General features: G+C 74.4%; 14 protein-coding genes. 4 read left to right on the top strand and 10 right to left on the bottom strand.

Going from position 1 to position 16,189, the window contains the following annotated elements; translation table 11 throughout:
• Positions 1-128: 128 nt before the first annotated feature.
• From PUR71_RS32055 to PUR71_RS32015, 9 genes are all read right to left on the bottom strand, one after another.
• Complete coding sequence (locus tag PUR71_RS32055) at positions 129-1,331, bottom strand: type III PLP-dependent enzyme (RefSeq protein WP_329930680.1); 1,203 nt, start codon at positions 1,329-1,331, stop codon at positions 129-131.
• Positions 1,328-3,034 (bottom strand): IucA/IucC family protein, encoded by a 1,707-nt coding sequence (locus tag PUR71_RS32050; protein WP_329930679.1) that lies wholly within the window; start codon positions 3,032-3,034, stop codon positions 1,328-1,330. Before PUR71_RS32050 ends, PUR71_RS32055 begins: the two co-directional genes overlap by 4 nt.
• Positions 3,031-4,278, bottom strand: coding sequence for an MFS transporter (locus tag PUR71_RS32045; RefSeq protein ID WP_443077641.1), 1,248 nt, complete (start codon positions 4,276-4,278; stop codon positions 3,031-3,033). The genes PUR71_RS32050 and PUR71_RS32045 overlap by 4 nt, the downstream gene beginning before the upstream one ends.
• Positions 4,275-5,990, bottom strand: coding sequence for an IucA/IucC family protein (locus PUR71_RS32040; RefSeq protein ID WP_329930678.1), 1,716 nt, complete (start codon positions 5,988-5,990; stop codon positions 4,275-4,277). Before PUR71_RS32040 ends, PUR71_RS32045 begins: the two co-directional genes overlap by 4 nt.
• Entirely contained in the window at positions 5,987-7,195 is a 1,209-nt protein-coding gene (locus PUR71_RS32035; protein ID WP_329930677.1) for an ATP-grasp domain-containing protein, read from the bottom strand. Before PUR71_RS32035 ends, PUR71_RS32040 begins: the two co-directional genes overlap by 4 nt.
• A gap of 176 nt (positions 7,196-7,371) precedes the next feature.
• Entirely contained in the window at positions 7,372-8,388 is a 1,017-nt protein-coding gene (locus PUR71_RS32030) for an ABC transporter substrate-binding protein (RefSeq protein WP_329930676.1), read from the bottom strand.
• A 73-nt stretch (positions 8,389-8,461) separates the two neighbouring features.
• The gene (locus PUR71_RS32025; RefSeq protein WP_329930675.1) at positions 8,462-9,406 is read right to left on the bottom strand and encodes an ABC transporter ATP-binding protein; all 945 of its coding nucleotides are present in this window, start codon (positions 9,404-9,406) and stop codon (positions 8,462-8,464) included.
• Positions 9,406-10,443 carry a FecCD family ABC transporter permease gene (locus PUR71_RS32020; protein WP_443077640.1) on the bottom strand — a complete coding sequence of 346 codons (1,038 nt, stop codon included), beginning with the start codon at positions 10,441-10,443 and terminating at the stop codon, positions 9,406-9,408. The genes PUR71_RS32025 and PUR71_RS32020 overlap by 1 nt, the downstream gene beginning before the upstream one ends.
• The gene (locus PUR71_RS32015) at positions 10,440-11,471 is read right to left on the bottom strand and encodes a FecCD family ABC transporter permease (RefSeq protein ID WP_443077658.1); all 1,032 of its coding nucleotides are present in this window, start codon (positions 11,469-11,471) and stop codon (positions 10,440-10,442) included. Before PUR71_RS32015 ends, PUR71_RS32020 begins: the two co-directional genes overlap by 4 nt.
• Before the next feature lie 234 nt (positions 11,472-11,705).
• Between PUR71_RS32015 and PUR71_RS32010 the strand changes: the two genes are divergently transcribed.
• Positions 11,706-12,584, top strand: coding sequence for a (2Fe-2S)-binding protein (locus tag PUR71_RS32010; protein WP_329930674.1), 879 nt, complete (start codon positions 11,706-11,708; stop codon positions 12,582-12,584).
• A 45-nt stretch (positions 12,585-12,629) separates the two neighbouring features.
• A complete protein-coding gene (locus PUR71_RS32005; RefSeq protein ID WP_329930673.1) occupies positions 12,630-13,034 on the top strand; it encodes a VOC family protein in 405 nt (134 codons plus the stop codon).
• Here the strand turns inward: PUR71_RS32005 and PUR71_RS32000 are convergent.
• Positions 12,995-13,402 carry a DUF6191 domain-containing protein gene (locus tag PUR71_RS32000; RefSeq protein WP_329930672.1) on the bottom strand — a complete coding sequence of 136 codons (408 nt, stop codon included), beginning with the start codon at positions 13,400-13,402 and terminating at the stop codon, positions 12,995-12,997. The two genes, PUR71_RS32005 and PUR71_RS32000, sit on opposite strands and share 40 nt — an antisense overlap.
• Before the next feature lie 249 nt (positions 13,403-13,651).
• Between PUR71_RS32000 and PUR71_RS31995 the strand changes: the two genes are divergently transcribed.
• A complete protein-coding gene (locus tag PUR71_RS31995) occupies positions 13,652-14,410 on the top strand; it encodes a dienelactone hydrolase family protein (protein WP_329930671.1) in 759 nt (252 codons plus the stop codon).
• A gap of 590 nt (positions 14,411-15,000) precedes the next feature.
• Positions 15,001-15,894 (top strand): alpha/beta fold hydrolase, encoded by an 894-nt coding sequence (locus PUR71_RS31990; RefSeq protein ID WP_329930670.1) that lies wholly within the window; start codon positions 15,001-15,003, stop codon positions 15,892-15,894.
• Positions 15,895-16,189: the final 295 nt, after the last annotated feature.

The following is a 16,189-nucleotide window of genomic DNA, read 5'->3' as shown; positions in this document are numbered from 1 at the left end:
CACGGCCGTGCGGGAGCGACCTGCGGGGGTGACGACTGACAGCTGACAGATAACAGATTTCGAAATCTGTTATCTGTCAGCTGTCATCTGTTCGCCGTCGGCTCTCTTCCGCGGGCGCCGGTGTCCGGTCAGCCACCCAGGTAGTGGAAGCCCGGGTGGGGGTGCATCAGGAACTCGTGGTGCGAGATGTTCCAGGCGTACGCGCCCGCCATCGCGAACAGCACCCGGTCCGCCGTCCGCAGGCCGTCGGCGCCCTCGGCGGCACGCGCGAGGACGTCCTTCGGGGTGCAGAGCTGGCCGGTGAGCGTGGCGCGGCCGGTGGTCACCGCCGGGCGCGGCCACGGGTGTGGCCACGCCTCCACCGCCAGGACCTCGAAGGGCTGCGAGTGGCCGCGCGTGGCCGGGGTCCGCAGGTGGTGGGTGCCGCCGCGGAGGACCGCGAAGTCCTCGCCGTGGCTGCCCTTCACGTCCAGCACTTCGGTCGCGTACCAGCCGCAGTACGCCGTGAGCGCGCGGCCGGGCTCGATCCGCAGGATCAGCCCTGGGTGGGCGTCGAGCAGCTTGGCGAGCCCGTCGCCGAAGGCCGTCCAGTCGAAGCGGTGGCCCGGATCGTCGTAGTCGACGGCCATGCCGCCGCCGACGTTGACCTCGTCCAGCGGGAAGCCGTGCCGGTCGGCCAGGGCGGCCGACCACGCCACGATCCCTTCCGCCAGGGCGAGGTGTTCCGTCGCTGCCAGGCCGCTGGCGAGGTGCGCGTGCACCCCGCGCAGGCGCAGCTGCCGGCCGATCGGGCCACCGTCGGTGAGGAGGCGGACGCATTCCTCGGCGCAGTCCGGGTCGAGCCCGAACGGCGTCGGCCGTCCGCCCATCGCGAGCGCCACGGCGTCCAGTGTGCCGGTGCGGACGGGAAGGTTGACGCGCAGCAACACGTCGACCACCATGCCGGGCCGGTCCGCGAGGACGGCGGCCAGCCGGTGGAGCTCCTGCTCGCTCTCGACGTGCCAGCGGTGCACGCCCGCGTCGACGGCGGCCACGATCTCGGCGGGGGTCTTCCCGGGCCCGCCGAAGGCGAGGGGAGCGCCGGGCACGGCCGCCCGTACGTGCGCCAACTCGCCTCCGCTGGAGACCTCGTAGCCGTCGACGGCCTCACCGAGGGCGGTCAGCACCGGCGCCTCGGGGTTGGCCTTGGCGGCGTAGTAGAGCTCGACCCGCTCGGGCAGGGCGGCCCGCACGGCCGCGGCGTGGTCGCGCAGGGCGGCCAGGTCGTAGACGTAGGAGGGGAGTTCGTCGGGGGCCAGCCCGGCGACGTGTCGGCGGACGGACTCGGTCATCGGGCGCTCCCGACGGGGACGGTGAAGGGCATCCGGGCGGCTTGCGCGAGCACGGATCCGGCGAGCGGCGACGGCAGCCGCACGTATCCGGCCTCGCGGTCGGCCTTGCGCTCCCAGCGGGTCAACAGGTTGGCCTTCGCGGGCAGCGGGACGCCGGCGAGCAGCGCGCGCAGGCGCGGCGGGCGGCCGTGGGCGGCCGCGTACTCCTCCAGGGTGTCCCGGACCGTCTGCCAGAGGGCGCACTCGAGCTCCGGGTGACGGTCGGCGAGCGCGGCGAGCAGTTCGGCGACGTGGTTGACCAGGAGGCAGTAGACGACCCGGTCCCAGCCGCGCTCGGCGTCGTACGTCATCGGGCCGGCGACCTCGGGCGGCAGGGCCGCCAGCAGGGCGGCGTTCTGCTCGGGGACGAGCTTGGTGCCCTCGAGGTCGCGGAAGAGCACCTGCGCGGGGTGACCGGCGGAGTCGACGCCGATGAGGACGTTCTGCAGGTGGGGTTCGAGGACGACGCCGTGGTCGAAGTAGGCGGCCAGCACCGGCGGGACGAGCAGGCGCAGGTAGGCGCGCCACCAGTCGAGGGCCTGGTGACCGTCCGAACTTTCGTCCAGCAGACGGGAGATGTGCGCGGAGCTCGTCGGATGTTCGTCGGCGACGGCCGCCGCGAGCAGCGGTGTGACGCCGGGTCGCAGGACGCCGCCGAGGCCCTCGCGGACGATGAGTCCGAAGCCCTCGAACAGCGACTGGTCCGGTCGGCCGTCCGCGCCGGGCAACGCCAGTGTGCGGTAGGCGGGTTCACGGAGCATCGCGGCGTCGGGGAAGCGCCGGGCGAGGTCGGCGAGCGCGGGGGCGAGCACCCGGGTGAGGGTGACGGCGCCGGTCAGCTCGTACGCGGAGTTCTTGCGCAGGCAGTTGGTGATCCGGACGTTGAGGCTGAACTTCAGGAACGCGTCCGCGCCGTAGAGGGTGCGCACCGACGCGGTGGCGGCGAAGTCCTCGCCGCGCGGACCGAGGTCGAGCACGTCGCCGCTGGCCAGGGCGCCGCGCAACAGCGGGTGGTCGCCGATGAGCTGGTACTGCCAGGGGTGGGCGGGCAGCAGCCGGTAGCCGGCCGGCACCTCACCGAGCCCGTCGAGCAGCGCGGTCGAGGCGGCGTCGAGTGAGTGTCCGGCCAGCAGTTCCTCGCGGACGGCCAGGTGGCGCAGCCGGAACGCGGCGCGCGACTCCGGCGCGTAGTCGCGCCAGTCGCCCCGGGCGGCCGAGCGGGACTTGGGCGCGGGGTGGAAGCGGTGCCCGAACAGCAGGGCCTGCTCGGAGTCGAGGTAGCGGTCCCGCCCGCCGGCCGGCCGGTCCGCCAACCCCGCGCGGACGCCTTCGTGGCTGGAGGCGACCTGGTCGGTGAACTCCTCGTTCACGGTGCCGGTGCGCAGTTCGAGTTCGCCCTGGACGTGTTCGGCGAGCTCGCGCCAGTCCAATTCCTGCCAGCCGCCGGAGCGTTCGATCTCGACCGGGCCGGTGAAGCGGTGCGCGCCGAGCAGGGAGGTGCGGCGCAGGGCTGCGCGCAGGAGGACACCGCGGCGGGGGAGGCGGATCTGGAGGCGGTTGTCGGTGACGGCCGTCTGGTGCTCGGGGGCGGAGACCTCGCGCAGCAGGCAGTTGAGCAGGGTGTGGGCCACCGCGTCGTCGGCGGTGGGCAGTTCGTGGATCATCGGCGACTCCAGCGCTGACGGGCGGACGGGAGGGTGAGTGCGGTGGCCGCGAGCGCGGCGAGCAGGGCGGCGGCGGTGCCGGCGACCACGGGGGCGGCGGCACCGAACCGGTCGTTGGCCAGCGCGGCGACGGCGCCGGCGGCGACGGCGCCGCCCTTGGAGACGAGTTCGAGGGTGCCGAACATCCGGCCGGGCCGGCGGCCCTTGGCGGCGCGGGCGGCGAGGACGGCGAGGCTGACCAGGCCGAGCGTGAGCCCGGCGCCGAGCAGGAGCCGCACGGCGACGAACACCGGCAGGGAGTAGGCGACGGCGTGTCCGGCCAGGCCGACGGTGACGCAGGCGAAGCCGAGGGCGATCCCGGTGTGCGGGCGAGTGTGGAAGATGGTGTGGGTGCGGGCCGCGAACACCAGATAGCACAGGTGCGGCAGGGCGAAGAGCACGCCGGTGGTGATGCCGGAGACGCCCGGCAGGCGCTGCTGGGCCAGCGTGATCAGGTAGGGGAAGGAGATGACGGTGGCGAAGACGAAGGTGAACTCGAAGGCGTAGAGCGGCCGGAGGGAGACCGGCGCCCTGTGCGCGGCCCCGGTCCCGCTCGCCGGCCCGTCGGTGGTGGCCCCGGCGGCCGGCCGCGCCGCCTTGGGCTCGGGCAGCATCGACAGCAACAGGGCCGCGGCGAGCGGGAGTACGGCCATCACCAGGTACTGGCGGTGCGGGTCGATCCACGGGGACAGCGCGCCGACCAGGATCGGGGCGGCGACGAGTGCCGCGCGCGCGCTTCCCTGCATCAGGGTGAGCGCCCGGGAGAGCCTCGGCCCGTCGAGCGCGGCGGCGAGGTAGCCGTTGGTGGCCGCGAAGGTGCCGCCGAGGAAGCCCTGGAGGACGAGCGCGACGGTGAACGCGGGCAGGCTGTTGGCCGCGCCGGCGAGCAGGAACGAGACGGTGAGCCCTAGTTGGGCGCGCAGCAGCAGGCGCTTGCGGCCGAACCGGTCGGCGAGCCGGCCCCACAGCGGGGCGCCGAGTGCGCTGAACACGGTCGGCACGATGTAGAGCACGCCGGCCCAGCGGGCCTGCGCGTCGCCGAGCGTGGGCAGGATCGCGGTCAGGTAGGGCGGCAGGCCGAGCGCGGCGAAGGACGCGACGAAGTAGCAGGCCGCGACGGCGTGCACCTGGCGGCGGCCGATCCCCTCGGAGCGGCCGGCCTCGACGATCCTCGGCTGCGGCAGCGCCTCCACGTCCGCGGTCACCGCGGGAGCCCGTTCACCAGGAGGTAGTTGGGGCCGCTCGTGTAGTGCTTGTTGATGTCGGCGGCGCCCGAGCGCTGCTTGGTGAGCAGGGTCCCGGCGGTGACCATGGCCTTGACGGGGAGGCGTTCGGCGTCCAGCAGGCTCGCGCGGAGGGGAGCGCCCGTCGTTCCGAGGCGGTCGACGGCTTCGGCGAGGCGCTTGCGCAACAGGGCCAGGGTGTCGCCGAGTTCGGCGCGGCCGTGGTGGGCGAGGCCGAAGGCGAGCGAGGCGGTGCAGAGGTGGCCGGTGATGGTGATGAACAGGTCGGTCAGCGCCCGGTCGTCCTCGCCGAAGATCCGCGTGTCATCGAACTCGGAGGCGCGGGGGGCGAGTTCACCGAGCGTGGCCGTCAGGCGACCGGTGTGGACACGCGGGCCGTCGTCGTCCTTGTAGAGGAGGCGCAGGCCGTCCTCGTCGAGGATGAGGGAGGTGTTCTGCTGGTGCGACTCCAGCGCGATGCCGTAGCCGAACAGCGTGGTCTGCCAGTCGAGGAGCAGCTGCAGCAGGTCGTCGTAGAGGGCGACCGGGTCGCCGCCGTGGAAGCGGTCGGCGAGGTGGTCGATGACGAGCCGGCCGCCGGGCGCGGGAGCCAGCAGGGAGGCGAGCGGGACGGTGACGGACCGGTCGAGCCCGGCCGGGTAACGGCGCAGCAGCACGGCGAGCAGCTCGTGCCCGGCGTGGGCGTAGGTCTGCTCGTCGGCGTGCAGGATCCGCCCGGCGAAGCGCGGTTCGCGGGCCAGCACGGCCTCGATCAGGCGCTGTCCGGCGGCGCCGTCGACCAGGGTGCCGGGCTTGATGGTGCGGCGGTTGAGCCGACCCAGGCTGGCGGTGGCGAGCGGGAGTTTGAGGTGGCACGCGGGATCGTCGGCGACGGCGAGGGTGCGCATGGACAGCGTGGGCACGACCGTGAGGTACGGGCGGTCGGCGAGGATCGCGCGGCCGGCCAGGCCGGTGGCAGCGAGCGCCTCGTCGAGCGGGGCGCCGACGGTGAGCGGGTGCACGGGCAGGGTCGTCCAGCCGGCGCCGGGGCAGGCGTCGCCGAGGCCGAGCCAGGCCGGGGTGGGCCACCAGTCGGGGAGCGCTTCGGTGCCGTGGGCGGTGACGGCCCCGGTGGGCACCGCCAGCCACCGCAGCTCGAAGGCGGGGTGGAACTCCGGCGCGAAGGCGCGCAGTTCGGCCTCGCCGAGACCGGACCGTCCGCGCGCGGTCGGGTAGACCGGGTGGTCCAGGTAGCCGGCGAGGGTGTCGTGGCCGAGGCTCGCGGCGGCGCCGGTCCAGGCGGCCGGGTCGTCGCCGTAGAGATCGGTGAGCCGCGCGTGCACCTCGGGCCGGACCTGTTCGTGCAGTTCCATGGTGGCGAGGGTCTGGCGGCACTCCTCGCCGAGGGCGCTCCAGCCGGGCCGGTCCTCGGGGTCGGCCAGCTCGGTGAGATTCGCCACGATGGCGTCCAGGGCGGTGAGTTGGCGCCCGGCGAGGTCGACGAGGGGCAGGCGCGCCGCGTACTCGGACTGGAAGCCCTCGGGGGTGACGGGCACGGCGAGCGCGACGTCGGCGAGGACGAGCCAGGGGCCGTCCGCCCGGTGCTCGACCGTGCCGCGGGTGCGCAGGCCGAGGACGTCCTCGCGGACGAGGGCGGAGAGGACGCGGATGGTGAGCTGCTCGGCGGCGGTCACGGGGTGATCTCCCAGCGGTTGGCGGCGAGGAAGCGGGCGACGGCGGCGTCGACGGCGCCCTGGTCCTCGCCGACGGCCCAGATGACTCCCAGGTAGTCGCGGTTGGTGCGGTAGTGCTCGTGCCGCTCGCCGAGGCGGCGCAGCGGCCGGTAGGCGAGCCGGACGCCGTCGCGGTCCTCGTCGTACGGGGTGGGGGCGGTGGTCAGGACGCCGGCGCGGTCGGCGCAGACCACCTCGTTGCGGGCGCGGCGCGGGGTGGCGGCGCACAGATCGGCCAGGTTGGAGGGGAGTTCGCGGCCGAGGTGGACGCTCAGGATGTGCTCGAAGAGCGGGATCCCGAGGATCTCGGCGAGCATGAGGTCGCACTGGTCGCCGATGGCGCGGTAGTTGACCTCGATGATCCGGGCGCGGCCGTCCGGCTGGACGACGAACTCGGTGTGGCAGGCGCCGAGTCCGACGCCGAGCGCGTCGAGCTGGGCGAGGACCTGGCGGACGACGGCCGCGGGGTGCGCGGGGACGAACTCCAGGACCTCCTCGATGAAGTCCGGGGGAGGCGAGAGTCGGGTGCGGAAGCCGCCGAGGACGTGGCGGACGCGGCCGTCGCCGAGTGTCTCCAGGGTGCAGAGCTGTCCGTCCAGGAACTCCTCGACGAGCAGGGTGGCGCCGGCCCTGCGGTGCTGGATCTCCTTGCAGCGCTGGGCGAGTTCGGCGGCGTCGGTGACGAGCGTGACGTCCTCGCTGGCGACGCCCTCGCGGGGCTTGACCACGCACGGGAACGGCGGGTCCAGCTCGGCCGGGTCCTGGCCGGGGGCCAACTCGGCGGACCAGACGGCGTCCTGGCCGGTGAGGGCGAGGTGGCGGCGCAGCTGGCCCTTGTCCTTGGCGCGCAGGGCGGCCTTCCAGTCCTTGGCGGGCAGGCCGAAGTACTCGGCGGCGAGGGCGGTCTGGGTCTGGAGGTGGTCGCTGTTGCTGAAGACCGCGTCGGGCGCGTGGTGGCGCGAGACCAGGCTGACCACGGCGCGGAAGTCCCGGACATCGCACTCCAGTACCTCGGGCGCGGCGAACGGCAGTGCGGCGTAGGCCTGCCGGTGGGGTTCGGCGCAGTCGGTGAGCACGGTCACGTCGAGCCCGAGTCGGGCTGCGGCGGGCAGGAAGCCGGCGGTGACCGAGTCGGTGGGGTTGAGGGCGAGCAGGTAGAGCCGCATGGTGTGAGAGGTCCTCGCTGGGGTGGTGGCGGGCGAGTGGCGGCGGACGGCGGAGGGTGGCGCTGGCCGGGGCAGGCGACGGCGAACAGATGACAGATGACAGATTTCGAAATCTGTTATCTGTTCGCCGTCATCTGTCATCTGTCATCTGCCCCGGCATCCGGCCGGGCCGTCGGCTACTTCGGGGCGTCGACGCCGGCGGCCTTGGCGATGTCGACGAGCATGGCGTCGGCGGCCTGGACGCCGATGCCGGACATCCAGGTCTCGTCCGGGACGGTGAACACCTTGTTGTTCTTCACGGCGTTCAGGCCCTGCCAGACCGCCGTCTGCTGGACCTCGCTCTCCTTGGTCTTCGACGGGTCGTCGGCCGTCGTGACGAACACCAGGTCGGCGTCGGCCTGGTTGATCTGCTCGGTGCTGACCTCGACGATGTTCTTGTCGACGTCCTGCGAGGCCGGGCGGGCGAGGCCGACGTCCTTGAGCACGACGCCGCTGTAGGACGCCTTCGCGTACAGGCGGGTCGGCCCGGCCACGAAGCGGACCACGGATGCGGTCGGCATCGTGCCGCCGTTCTTGGCCTTGATCTCCTCGCCGAGCTTGGCGGCCCGTGCCTGGTAGTCGGCGAGTGCCTGCTTCGCCTCGTCCTCCTTGCCGAGGGCCTGGGCGTAGAGGGCGAGGTTCTCCTTCCACGGGAAGCCCGTGGTCTCGGCGAGGACGGTCGGCGCGATCGCGTTCAGCTGGTCGTAGACCTTGGCGTGGCGGACCTTGGAGGACAGGATCAGGTCGGGCTTGAGGGAGGCGATCAGCTCCAGGTTCGGCTCGTTCATCGGGCCGACGTCCTTGGTGTCCTTGATCTTGTCCTTGAGGTAGTCCGGGAAGCCGCCCTCGGTCTTCATGTGCGGGGACACGGCGCCGACCGGCGTGATGCCGAGCAGGGTGACGTCGTCCAGCTCGCCGCTGTCCAGGACCACGACGCGCTTGGGCCGGCTCTTGATCTCGGCGGTGCCGGCCGCGTGCTTGACGCTGCGCGGGAAGCCCGCAGCGGTGCCGGCGGTGCCGGCGGTGCCGGCGGAGGCGGACGAGGAGGAGGAGTCGCCGCCCGTCTTGGCGCCGTCCCCGTTGCTGGCGCAGGCGGCGAGCAGCGCGGTGGAGAGCGTGGCGGCGAGGACGGCGGCGGGCAGTCGGCGGTTCATCGGAATCCTTGGATCGGGTCGAGCGGAGAACAGGGGGGACGGAGAACGGGGGACAGTGGGGGAAACGCAGGTGTCAGAGCGCGGTCGACGCCCGAGCGCGAGCACGGCCCCGCGCCCGCGGCACGACGAGCGGCGTGCCCGTCTCCGGGTCGGGCACCACCCGGCAGGGCACCTGGAAGACGGCCTCCACCAGCTCGGCCGTCAGCACCTCCGACGGTGCCCCGGCGGCGGCGAGCCGCCCGTCCTTGAGGACGACGAGGTGGTCGGCGTACCGGGCGGCCTGCCCGAGGTCGTGCAGCACCATGACGACGGTGCGCCCGGCCTCCTCGTGCAGGTCGGCGACGAGGTCGAGGACGTCGAGCTGGTGGCGCAGGTCGAGGAAGGTGGTCGGTTCGTCGAGGAGCAGGAGGTCGGTGTCCTGGGCGAGCGCGAGCGCGATCCAGGCGCGCTGGCGCTGCCCGCCGGAGAGCCGGTCGACCTGCTGGTCGCGCAGTTCGGCGGTGCCGGTCCGGGCGAGGGCGTCCTCGACGGCGGCCTGGTCGGCCTGGGACCACGGGCTGAGCATCCGCTGGTGCGGGTAGCGCCCGAGCCGCACCAGCGACTCGACGGTGATCGCCTCGGGCGTGACCGGCTGCTGGGGGAGGAGGCCGAGCCGCTTGGCGAGCGCCCGGGAGGGCATCCGGTGGATGTCGCAGCCGTCGAGGGTGACGGTCCCGGCGGCCGGGTCGAGGAGCCGGACGAGCCCGCGCAGCAGGGTGGACTTGCCGCACGCGTTGGGGCCGACGATGGCGGTGACGGCGCCGCCGGGCAGTTCGAGGTCGAGTCCGTCGACGATCACGCGGTCGCCGTAGCGCAGGCCGAGCCCGTGGGTGGCCAGGCGGTTCGTGTCGCCGGCAGCCGTTCTGTCGGTCGTCTTCGTGGTCGTCTTCGCGGTCGTCTTCGAGGTCGTCTTCTCGGCCGCATTCGCGGGTGCCTTCGTGAGCGTCTGCTCGACGAGGGGCGTCTCGGGGGCGGTCATCAGCTGCTCCTCTGGGGAAGCCGGCCCTGGCGGATCATCAGCACCAGGAGCCAGGGGGCGCCGAGGGTGGCGGTGACGGCACCGACCGGCAGACCGTGGACGGGGATCACGTGGAGCACGAGGAGGTCGGCTCCGAGCAGCAGGACGGCGCCGGTGAGGGCGGTGAGTCCGAGCGTGCCGAGGGTGGGCGGCCCGGCGAGCAGCCGCACCAGGTGCGGGACGGCGAGCGCGACGAAGGCGACCGGCCCGGTGAGGGCGGCGGCGAGCGAGGCGAGGGTGATGGTGAGCAGCAGCAGCCACATCCGGTCGCGGCCGGGGTCGAGCCCGAGGCCGCCGGCGGAGTCGTCGCCGAGGTCGAGGACGGCGACGCGGCGCTGGCAGAGCACGACGGCGGCGGCGGTGAGTCCGACGGCGGTGCCGCCGATCGAGACCTCGGTCCAGGAGCGGCCGTAGAGGGAACCGGTGGTCCACTGCATCGCGGAGGAGGCGAGCTCGGCCGGGAACCGTACGATCATCAGGTTCACGGCGGCGGCCAGGCCCTGCTGGACCGCCAGACCGACCAGGACCAGCCGGGTCACGGCCATCTTGGAGCGCCACGCGAAGCCGCCGAGGAGGAGCGCGGCGAGCAGTCCGCCACCGAGCGCAGCGAGCGGGATCAGCTGCTGCGAGGCGCCGGTGGCGAGCATGAGCACCGCGCCGAAGGACGCGCCGCCGGTGACGCCGATGGTGTCGGGGGAGGCCAGCGGGTTGCGGAAGAGGCGCTGGAGCATCGAGCCGGCCATGGCCAGTCCGGCGCCCGCGATCAGCGCGGAGACGACGCGCGGCGCCCGGAACTCCTGCACGACGAGGACGTCCCCGGGCGTGCCCTGACCGACGAGGGCGCGCAGCGCGTCCCACGCGGAGATGCCGACCTGCCCGGTGCCGAGGGCGATGCCGGTCAGGAGCACGACCAGGGTGGCGGCCAGCACCGACCAGGCGGCGGTGCGGACGCGGCGTCGGGTGAGCGCGCCCGTGGGGGCGGTGGCGATAGCGGTCACCGGGCCACCTTCCGGGCCAGCACCGCGAGCAGCGGCGCGCCGAGGAAGGCGGTGACGATGCCGACCTCGATCTCGGACGGGCGGACCACGAGCCGCCCGAGCACGTCGGCCGCGAGCAGCAGCAGCGGACCGGCGATCAGACAGCCGGGCAGCAGCCAGCGGTGGTCGTTGCCGAGGAGCGGGCGGACGAGGTGCGGGGCGGCCAGTCCGATGAACGCCACCGGTCCGGCTACGGCGACCGCGCCGCCCGCCAGCAGGACGACGGCGAGCCCGCCGGCCACCCGGATCCGGGCCACCGGCACGCCGAGCGACTGGGCCGCCTCGTCGCCGAGGGCCAGCGCGTTGAGCGCGGGGGAGATCGCGAACGCGCCGAGCAGGCCGACCGCGAGGAAGGGCAGGACGGGGGTGAGGGTGTCCAGCTGCCGTCCGGCGATCGAGCCGGCCAGCCAGAACCGGGCCTCGTCGAGCGTGCGGTGACTGGCCAGCATCAGCGCCGAGGTCCACGACGTGAGCACGACGGTGAGCACCGTGCCGCCGAGCGCGAGCCGGACCGGGTCGAGGTCCCCGCCACGCCGGGACATCGCGTAGGCGGCGACGGCGGCGACGGCCGCGCCGGCGAAGGCGAACCAGACGTACTGGGCCGGCCGGGCGAGGTCGAGGGTGTAGATCGCGGCGACCACGGCGAGGCTCGCGCCCGCGTTGATGCCGAGGGTGACCGGCGAGGCCAGCGGGTTGCGGGTGACGCCCTGGGCGACGGCGCCGGCCACGCCGAGCGCCGCCCCGACCGCCAGCCCGATGAGGGTGCGCGGGACCCGAAGGCCCGTCACCACGTCGGCGTCACCGCCGTGGGCGGTCCCGGTCAGGGCGTCGGCCACGGTGGACAGCGGGATCGAGCGCGAGCCGAGCGCGAGGCTCAGCGCGGCGCACACCACGAGCGCGCACAGGCCGGCGGCCAGCAGCAGGGGCTGTCGGAGCAGCGGGCGCCGGGGTGTCGCGGGGGCCGTGGAAGCCGTCGGATCGGTTCTCAACACGGGTCGATCTTAGGTTAGCTTTGCCTAAGTTCGTCAACCGTTGACAAAACGGACATGTCGCCCGACGGCTGCTGGTGGGCACCGGCGGGGGGCGGCGGGGCCGGAGTGGAGCGCGGCGGGGCGCCGCTCGGATGGTGTGTCGCGGGCGGAGTGAAAGTCTGTAAGGTGAGCCTCACCTTATCCGATCCTCGCCCGCAGAGCTCGGGAGTTGCGATGATCCCCGGACCACCCATGCCCGCTGCGTCGCCCGCGTCGCCCGCGTCGCCGGTGCCGTCGGTCCCGCTCGCCTCGCCCGCGCGGGTCCCGGCGCCCGAGTCGGCCGCACGACCCGCACTGGCGCTGCTCGCGGACTACCGGCGCCTGTGCGACCTCTGCCCCGCGCTCGACCTGCGCGTGCTCGGTCCGGCAGACCCCGATCCGTCCGCCACCGACGGCTGGTACTCCGGCGCCCAACTGGCCCGCGACGAAGAGGCCCTGGCCGCCGCACTCGCGGGGGAGCAAGCCCGCATCGTCGAACTCCACGGCCGCGCGCCCCGGCCGCACGTCACCGCCTCGCGCCTGCTGCACCACTACGTGTGGTCCGCCTGCCTGCTCATCGCCGGCCCCTGGCACCTCGCCCGGCGCGTCCCCGCCGTCGACGCCGCGGACCTCTGGCTGCACGCCCCCACCGGGAACCTCGCGCTGCGCCCGCGCGGACACGCCGGCCGTCCTGGCGGACCCACCGGCGAGGACGAGCTGCGGGCCGAGCTGCGCGCCGCCGTCGTCGCCCACGCCGAACCGCTGGTCGCCGCCTTCGCGGGGCCCACCCGCCGAAGGGACCGCGCGCTGTGGGGCATGGTCACCGACGACCTGGCCTCGGCGATCTGGTACCTCGGCAGGATGCTCGACGAGGAGGAGGCGGCGGTCACCGCCGCCGGGGCGGTCCTGCCCGGTGGCACGCTCCCGCTGCCCGGCGCGGCCGACTTCCGTCACCTGCCCACCCCCGACGGCCGGTGCCACCCCACGCGGACGCGCCTCGGCTGCTGCCTCTACTACGCCGTCGCGCCGGACGCCGTCGCCTGCCTGACCTGCCCGCGCACCTCCGACGAGGAACGGGTGTCACGACTCTGACGGTCGGTTGCGGATGTGTCAGTGGTGGCTGCTAGGTTCACCCGCGTGATCATCGACGCGACGACGCGGGTGCGTATCGCCCGACCCTCCCGGGACCTCGCGGCGGCCGAGCGGTTCTACGTCGGCGGCCTCGGTCTCGACGTGCTCTGGCGCACCACCGAGCGCGTCCCCGGCGAGCACGACCTGCTGATGGTCGGCCCGCCGGGCGGCGGCTGGCACTTCGAGCTCACCCACGACCCGGAACACCCGCTGGAACCGGCCCCGACCGTCGACGACCTGTTCGTCGTCTACCTCGGCGCGCCCGTGGACGACGAGCTCGTCGCCCGGCTGGAGGCGGCCGGCGGCACCCGGGTCACGTCCAACAACCCCTACTGGGACGCGCACGGCGTGACGATGTCCGACCCGGACGGCTACCGGCTCGTGCTCTGCTCCCGCACCTGGGGCGGCTGACCGGACGGCCCCCCGAAGGTGTCCCCCGGCGCCGTCGGCCGTCCCGGTGTCGCGGGCGTTCCCGGGAGCACCGCCACGCCCGCCTCCAGGTCCACGCCGAAGTTCGGCGGCGCTCCGGCGTGCTCGTCGTCGCGCAGCACCAGTTGCTCGCGGCGCTGCTCGATCTGGACCTGCTTGCCGGAGCTGAAGAGCGCGTGCAGTTCCTCCATCATGCCGCCGCCCGGGCCGAACCCGCCGCCACCTGCGCTCCCGCTTCCCGCCCCGGACTCCGGGTCGCGCCGCGGTGACGCCTCGTCCCTGATCTGCAGCGCCGCGAGCAGCACCAGTCCCGCGATCGCGGCCACCACCGCCGCCGTTCCCACGATCATCCCCATGACGGTCTCAACGCGCCCAGGTCGTACGGCCGTTCCCGTCCGCCCGACCCGTCCGCCCGACCCTTCCGTCCGACCCGCCCGCCGGACCCGCCGCCCGGACGGCCGGCGCGTAACTCGCGGGCCAAACGGCGGCCCACCGGCTACCCTGCCGCCCGGCGTCGAGAGACGGCAGGTCCGGAACGCCATCCGGAACGCCGTCCGAAACGACGCCCGGACCGACAGTCAGAAACAGGGAGCGAGAACATGACCGTGCGCGGCACCACCGTGGAGATCCCGACGGCGGACGGCGTCGCCGACGCCTACTTCGTCCATCCCGACGACGCAGTGGCCCACCCGGCCGTCATCGTCCACATGGACGCCTTCGGACTCCGGCCCTACCTGATGGACCTGGCCGACCGCCTGGCCGAGGCCGGGTACGCCGTCCTCGTCCCCAACGCCTACTACCGGCACGGGCGCGCGCCGGTCATCGACTACCCCGAGGTCATCGACCCGGACAACGACCCGGCCATCTTCGAGAAGCTCGTCCCGCTGCTCGACACCCTCACCCCCGAGGTGAACCGGCGCGACGCGGACGCCTACCTGGCCTGGTTGGACGAGTGCCCGCTCGTCCAGGACGGCCCCGTCGGGCTGACCGGGTACTGCCGGGGCGCGGTGCACGCGCTGCGCATGGCCGCCACCCACCCGGACCGGGTCGCCGCCGCGGCCGGCTTCCACGGCGGGAACCTCGCGCGCGAGACGCCGGACAGCCCGCACCTCGGGGCCCATCTGATCACCGCCGAGCTGTACTTCGGCCACGCGGACGACGACCCGTCGCTGCCGCCCGAGCAGATCGCCCGCCTCGCCGAGGCGCTCACCGAGGCCGGCGTCCGCTTCCGCGCCAAGGTGTACAAGGGCGCCCTGCACGGCTTCACGCAGGCCGACACCACGCGCTACGACGAGGCCGCCGACGCCCGGCACTGGACGGCCCTGCTCGACCTGCTGAAGCGCACGCTTCCCGCCTGAGCCCGTCTTTCCCGCCGGCGCCCGCGCGGGCCCTCGGCCGTACGTCCTGTGGCCCGGCGGCCCGGCCCGTCAGGTCCGGGTGCGGGCACGACCGGTTCGGCCGGGGCGGGGGCCGGTCGCCGTGGCGGCGCTGGGCGTGGTCGATCGGATCCCCGCAGTGCCTGCCCGCAGTGCGCGGTGGTCATTTGCGGTAGATGTCCGTTCCATGCCGTTCACATCTTCTCTTTGCGCATTACTCACGCGACGGACACGAAGTGTTCGGGTTACGGTGTGTCCGGGTGGCCAGGGTCGGGTCCGGCGGCACACGTCGTCCGGGCCACCGGGCCGCCGTTCGTACGGGGGGCTGGGGAGGCGCCCGGCGCCGCCGAAGCGGTGAGGACCGACCCGCGTGTCCGGCGCCGCCGGCCGGTCGCCGGCCGGCCCGATCGGGCGGGCGGCGCGTCATGGCCGTCCGTGACGGCGGTGCGTGACGGCGATCCGTGACGGCGGCCGTCGGCCGCGATCCGCAACGGCGGACTGCGGTGGCGATTCATCACGAATCGCCACCTTCATGTACCGGAGTTCCAGGGGGGAACCTGACTGTGCACGAAATGACTGTGGGGGCGGCTGCGCGCACCCGGACGGCCTCGCGCTCGCGGCGCGACGGCGGCGCGGCGGTGGCGCCGGTGGTGGCGGCCCTGTCGGAGCGCGTCCCCGGCGGGGTCCGCCAGGGCGAGCTGGACCGCGGCGGGCGGGTGTTGCGCTGGGTGGAGGCGGGCCAGGGAGGGCCGACCGTCGTGCTGGTGGGCGGCGCCGGCGCGCCGGCTTCCGCGTGGGCGCCCGTGCTGCCCGAACTCGCCCGGTTCGGAAGGGTCGTGGCGTACGACCGGGCCGGTCTCGGGGCGAGCGACTTCGACACCGGTCTCACCCTGGAGACCCAACTCGCCGACCTGGTCGCCCTGGTGGAGCGGCTCGGCGACGGTCCGTGCGTGCTGGCCGGGCAGGGCTGGGGCGGCCTGCTCGCCCAACTCGTCGGCTGGCAGCGGCCGGAGCTCGTCGGGGGCCTGGTCCTGGTGGATCCGGTGCACGAGGAGTTCCACTCGCCGGCCGTCCGCGCCGCCGAGGCCGCGATGGTGCGGATCGGCCTGCTCCGATCGGTCGTCCAGCCCGGCGCCGGGGCCGTGCGTCCGGGCCGCCGCCAGTGGCGCACCGTCGTCGCCGAGAACCGGCTGATGACGCTCGCCGTGTCCGAGGTCCGCCGCCGCCGCGCGGCCGCGCGGCCGACCGACGTGCCGGTGGCCGTCCTCAGTGCGACCGAGGGCCTGCCGGAGGTCCTGCGCACCCGCTGGACGATCCTGCAGTCGCGCATCGCCGAGCGCGCGACCCGCGGCACCCACATCGTCGTGCGCGGCGCGGGGCACCTCATCCACGCAGACGATCCCGGGGCCGTCACGGCGGCGGTGTTGGAGGTCGCCGAGCACGCGCGGCAGTCGGCGCGCGCCTGAGTCGACAGGCGCCCGCGGCGGCCGTCGCGCCCGGTTCGGCCGCCGCACACGCCCGGCGCACCGAGGGCTCGGCGCACCGAGGGCTCGGCGCGCCGAGGGGCCCGGCGCGCCGATGGCCGGGAAGGCCGGGTGCGACCGCTGCGCCGCGTGCGCCGCGTGCGCCCCGGTACGCCCGGTGGCTCCCGGTGCGACCCGTGTGCCCCGGTATGCCGAGCGTGTGCGAAACGCCCTTGCCGTCGGCCGAAACCGCCACGTACGGCGGGTGATGACCCCGCGGCACCCTCTGGCACACTGT

It is taken from the genome of Streptomyces sp. SP17BM10 (assembly GCF_036322405.1).
Lineage (GTDB): Bacteria > Actinomycetota > Actinomycetes > Streptomycetales > Streptomycetaceae > Kitasatospora.
The sequence above is the reverse complement of the archived record's forward strand: the minus strand, read 5'-3'. Positions and strand labels throughout refer to the sequence as shown.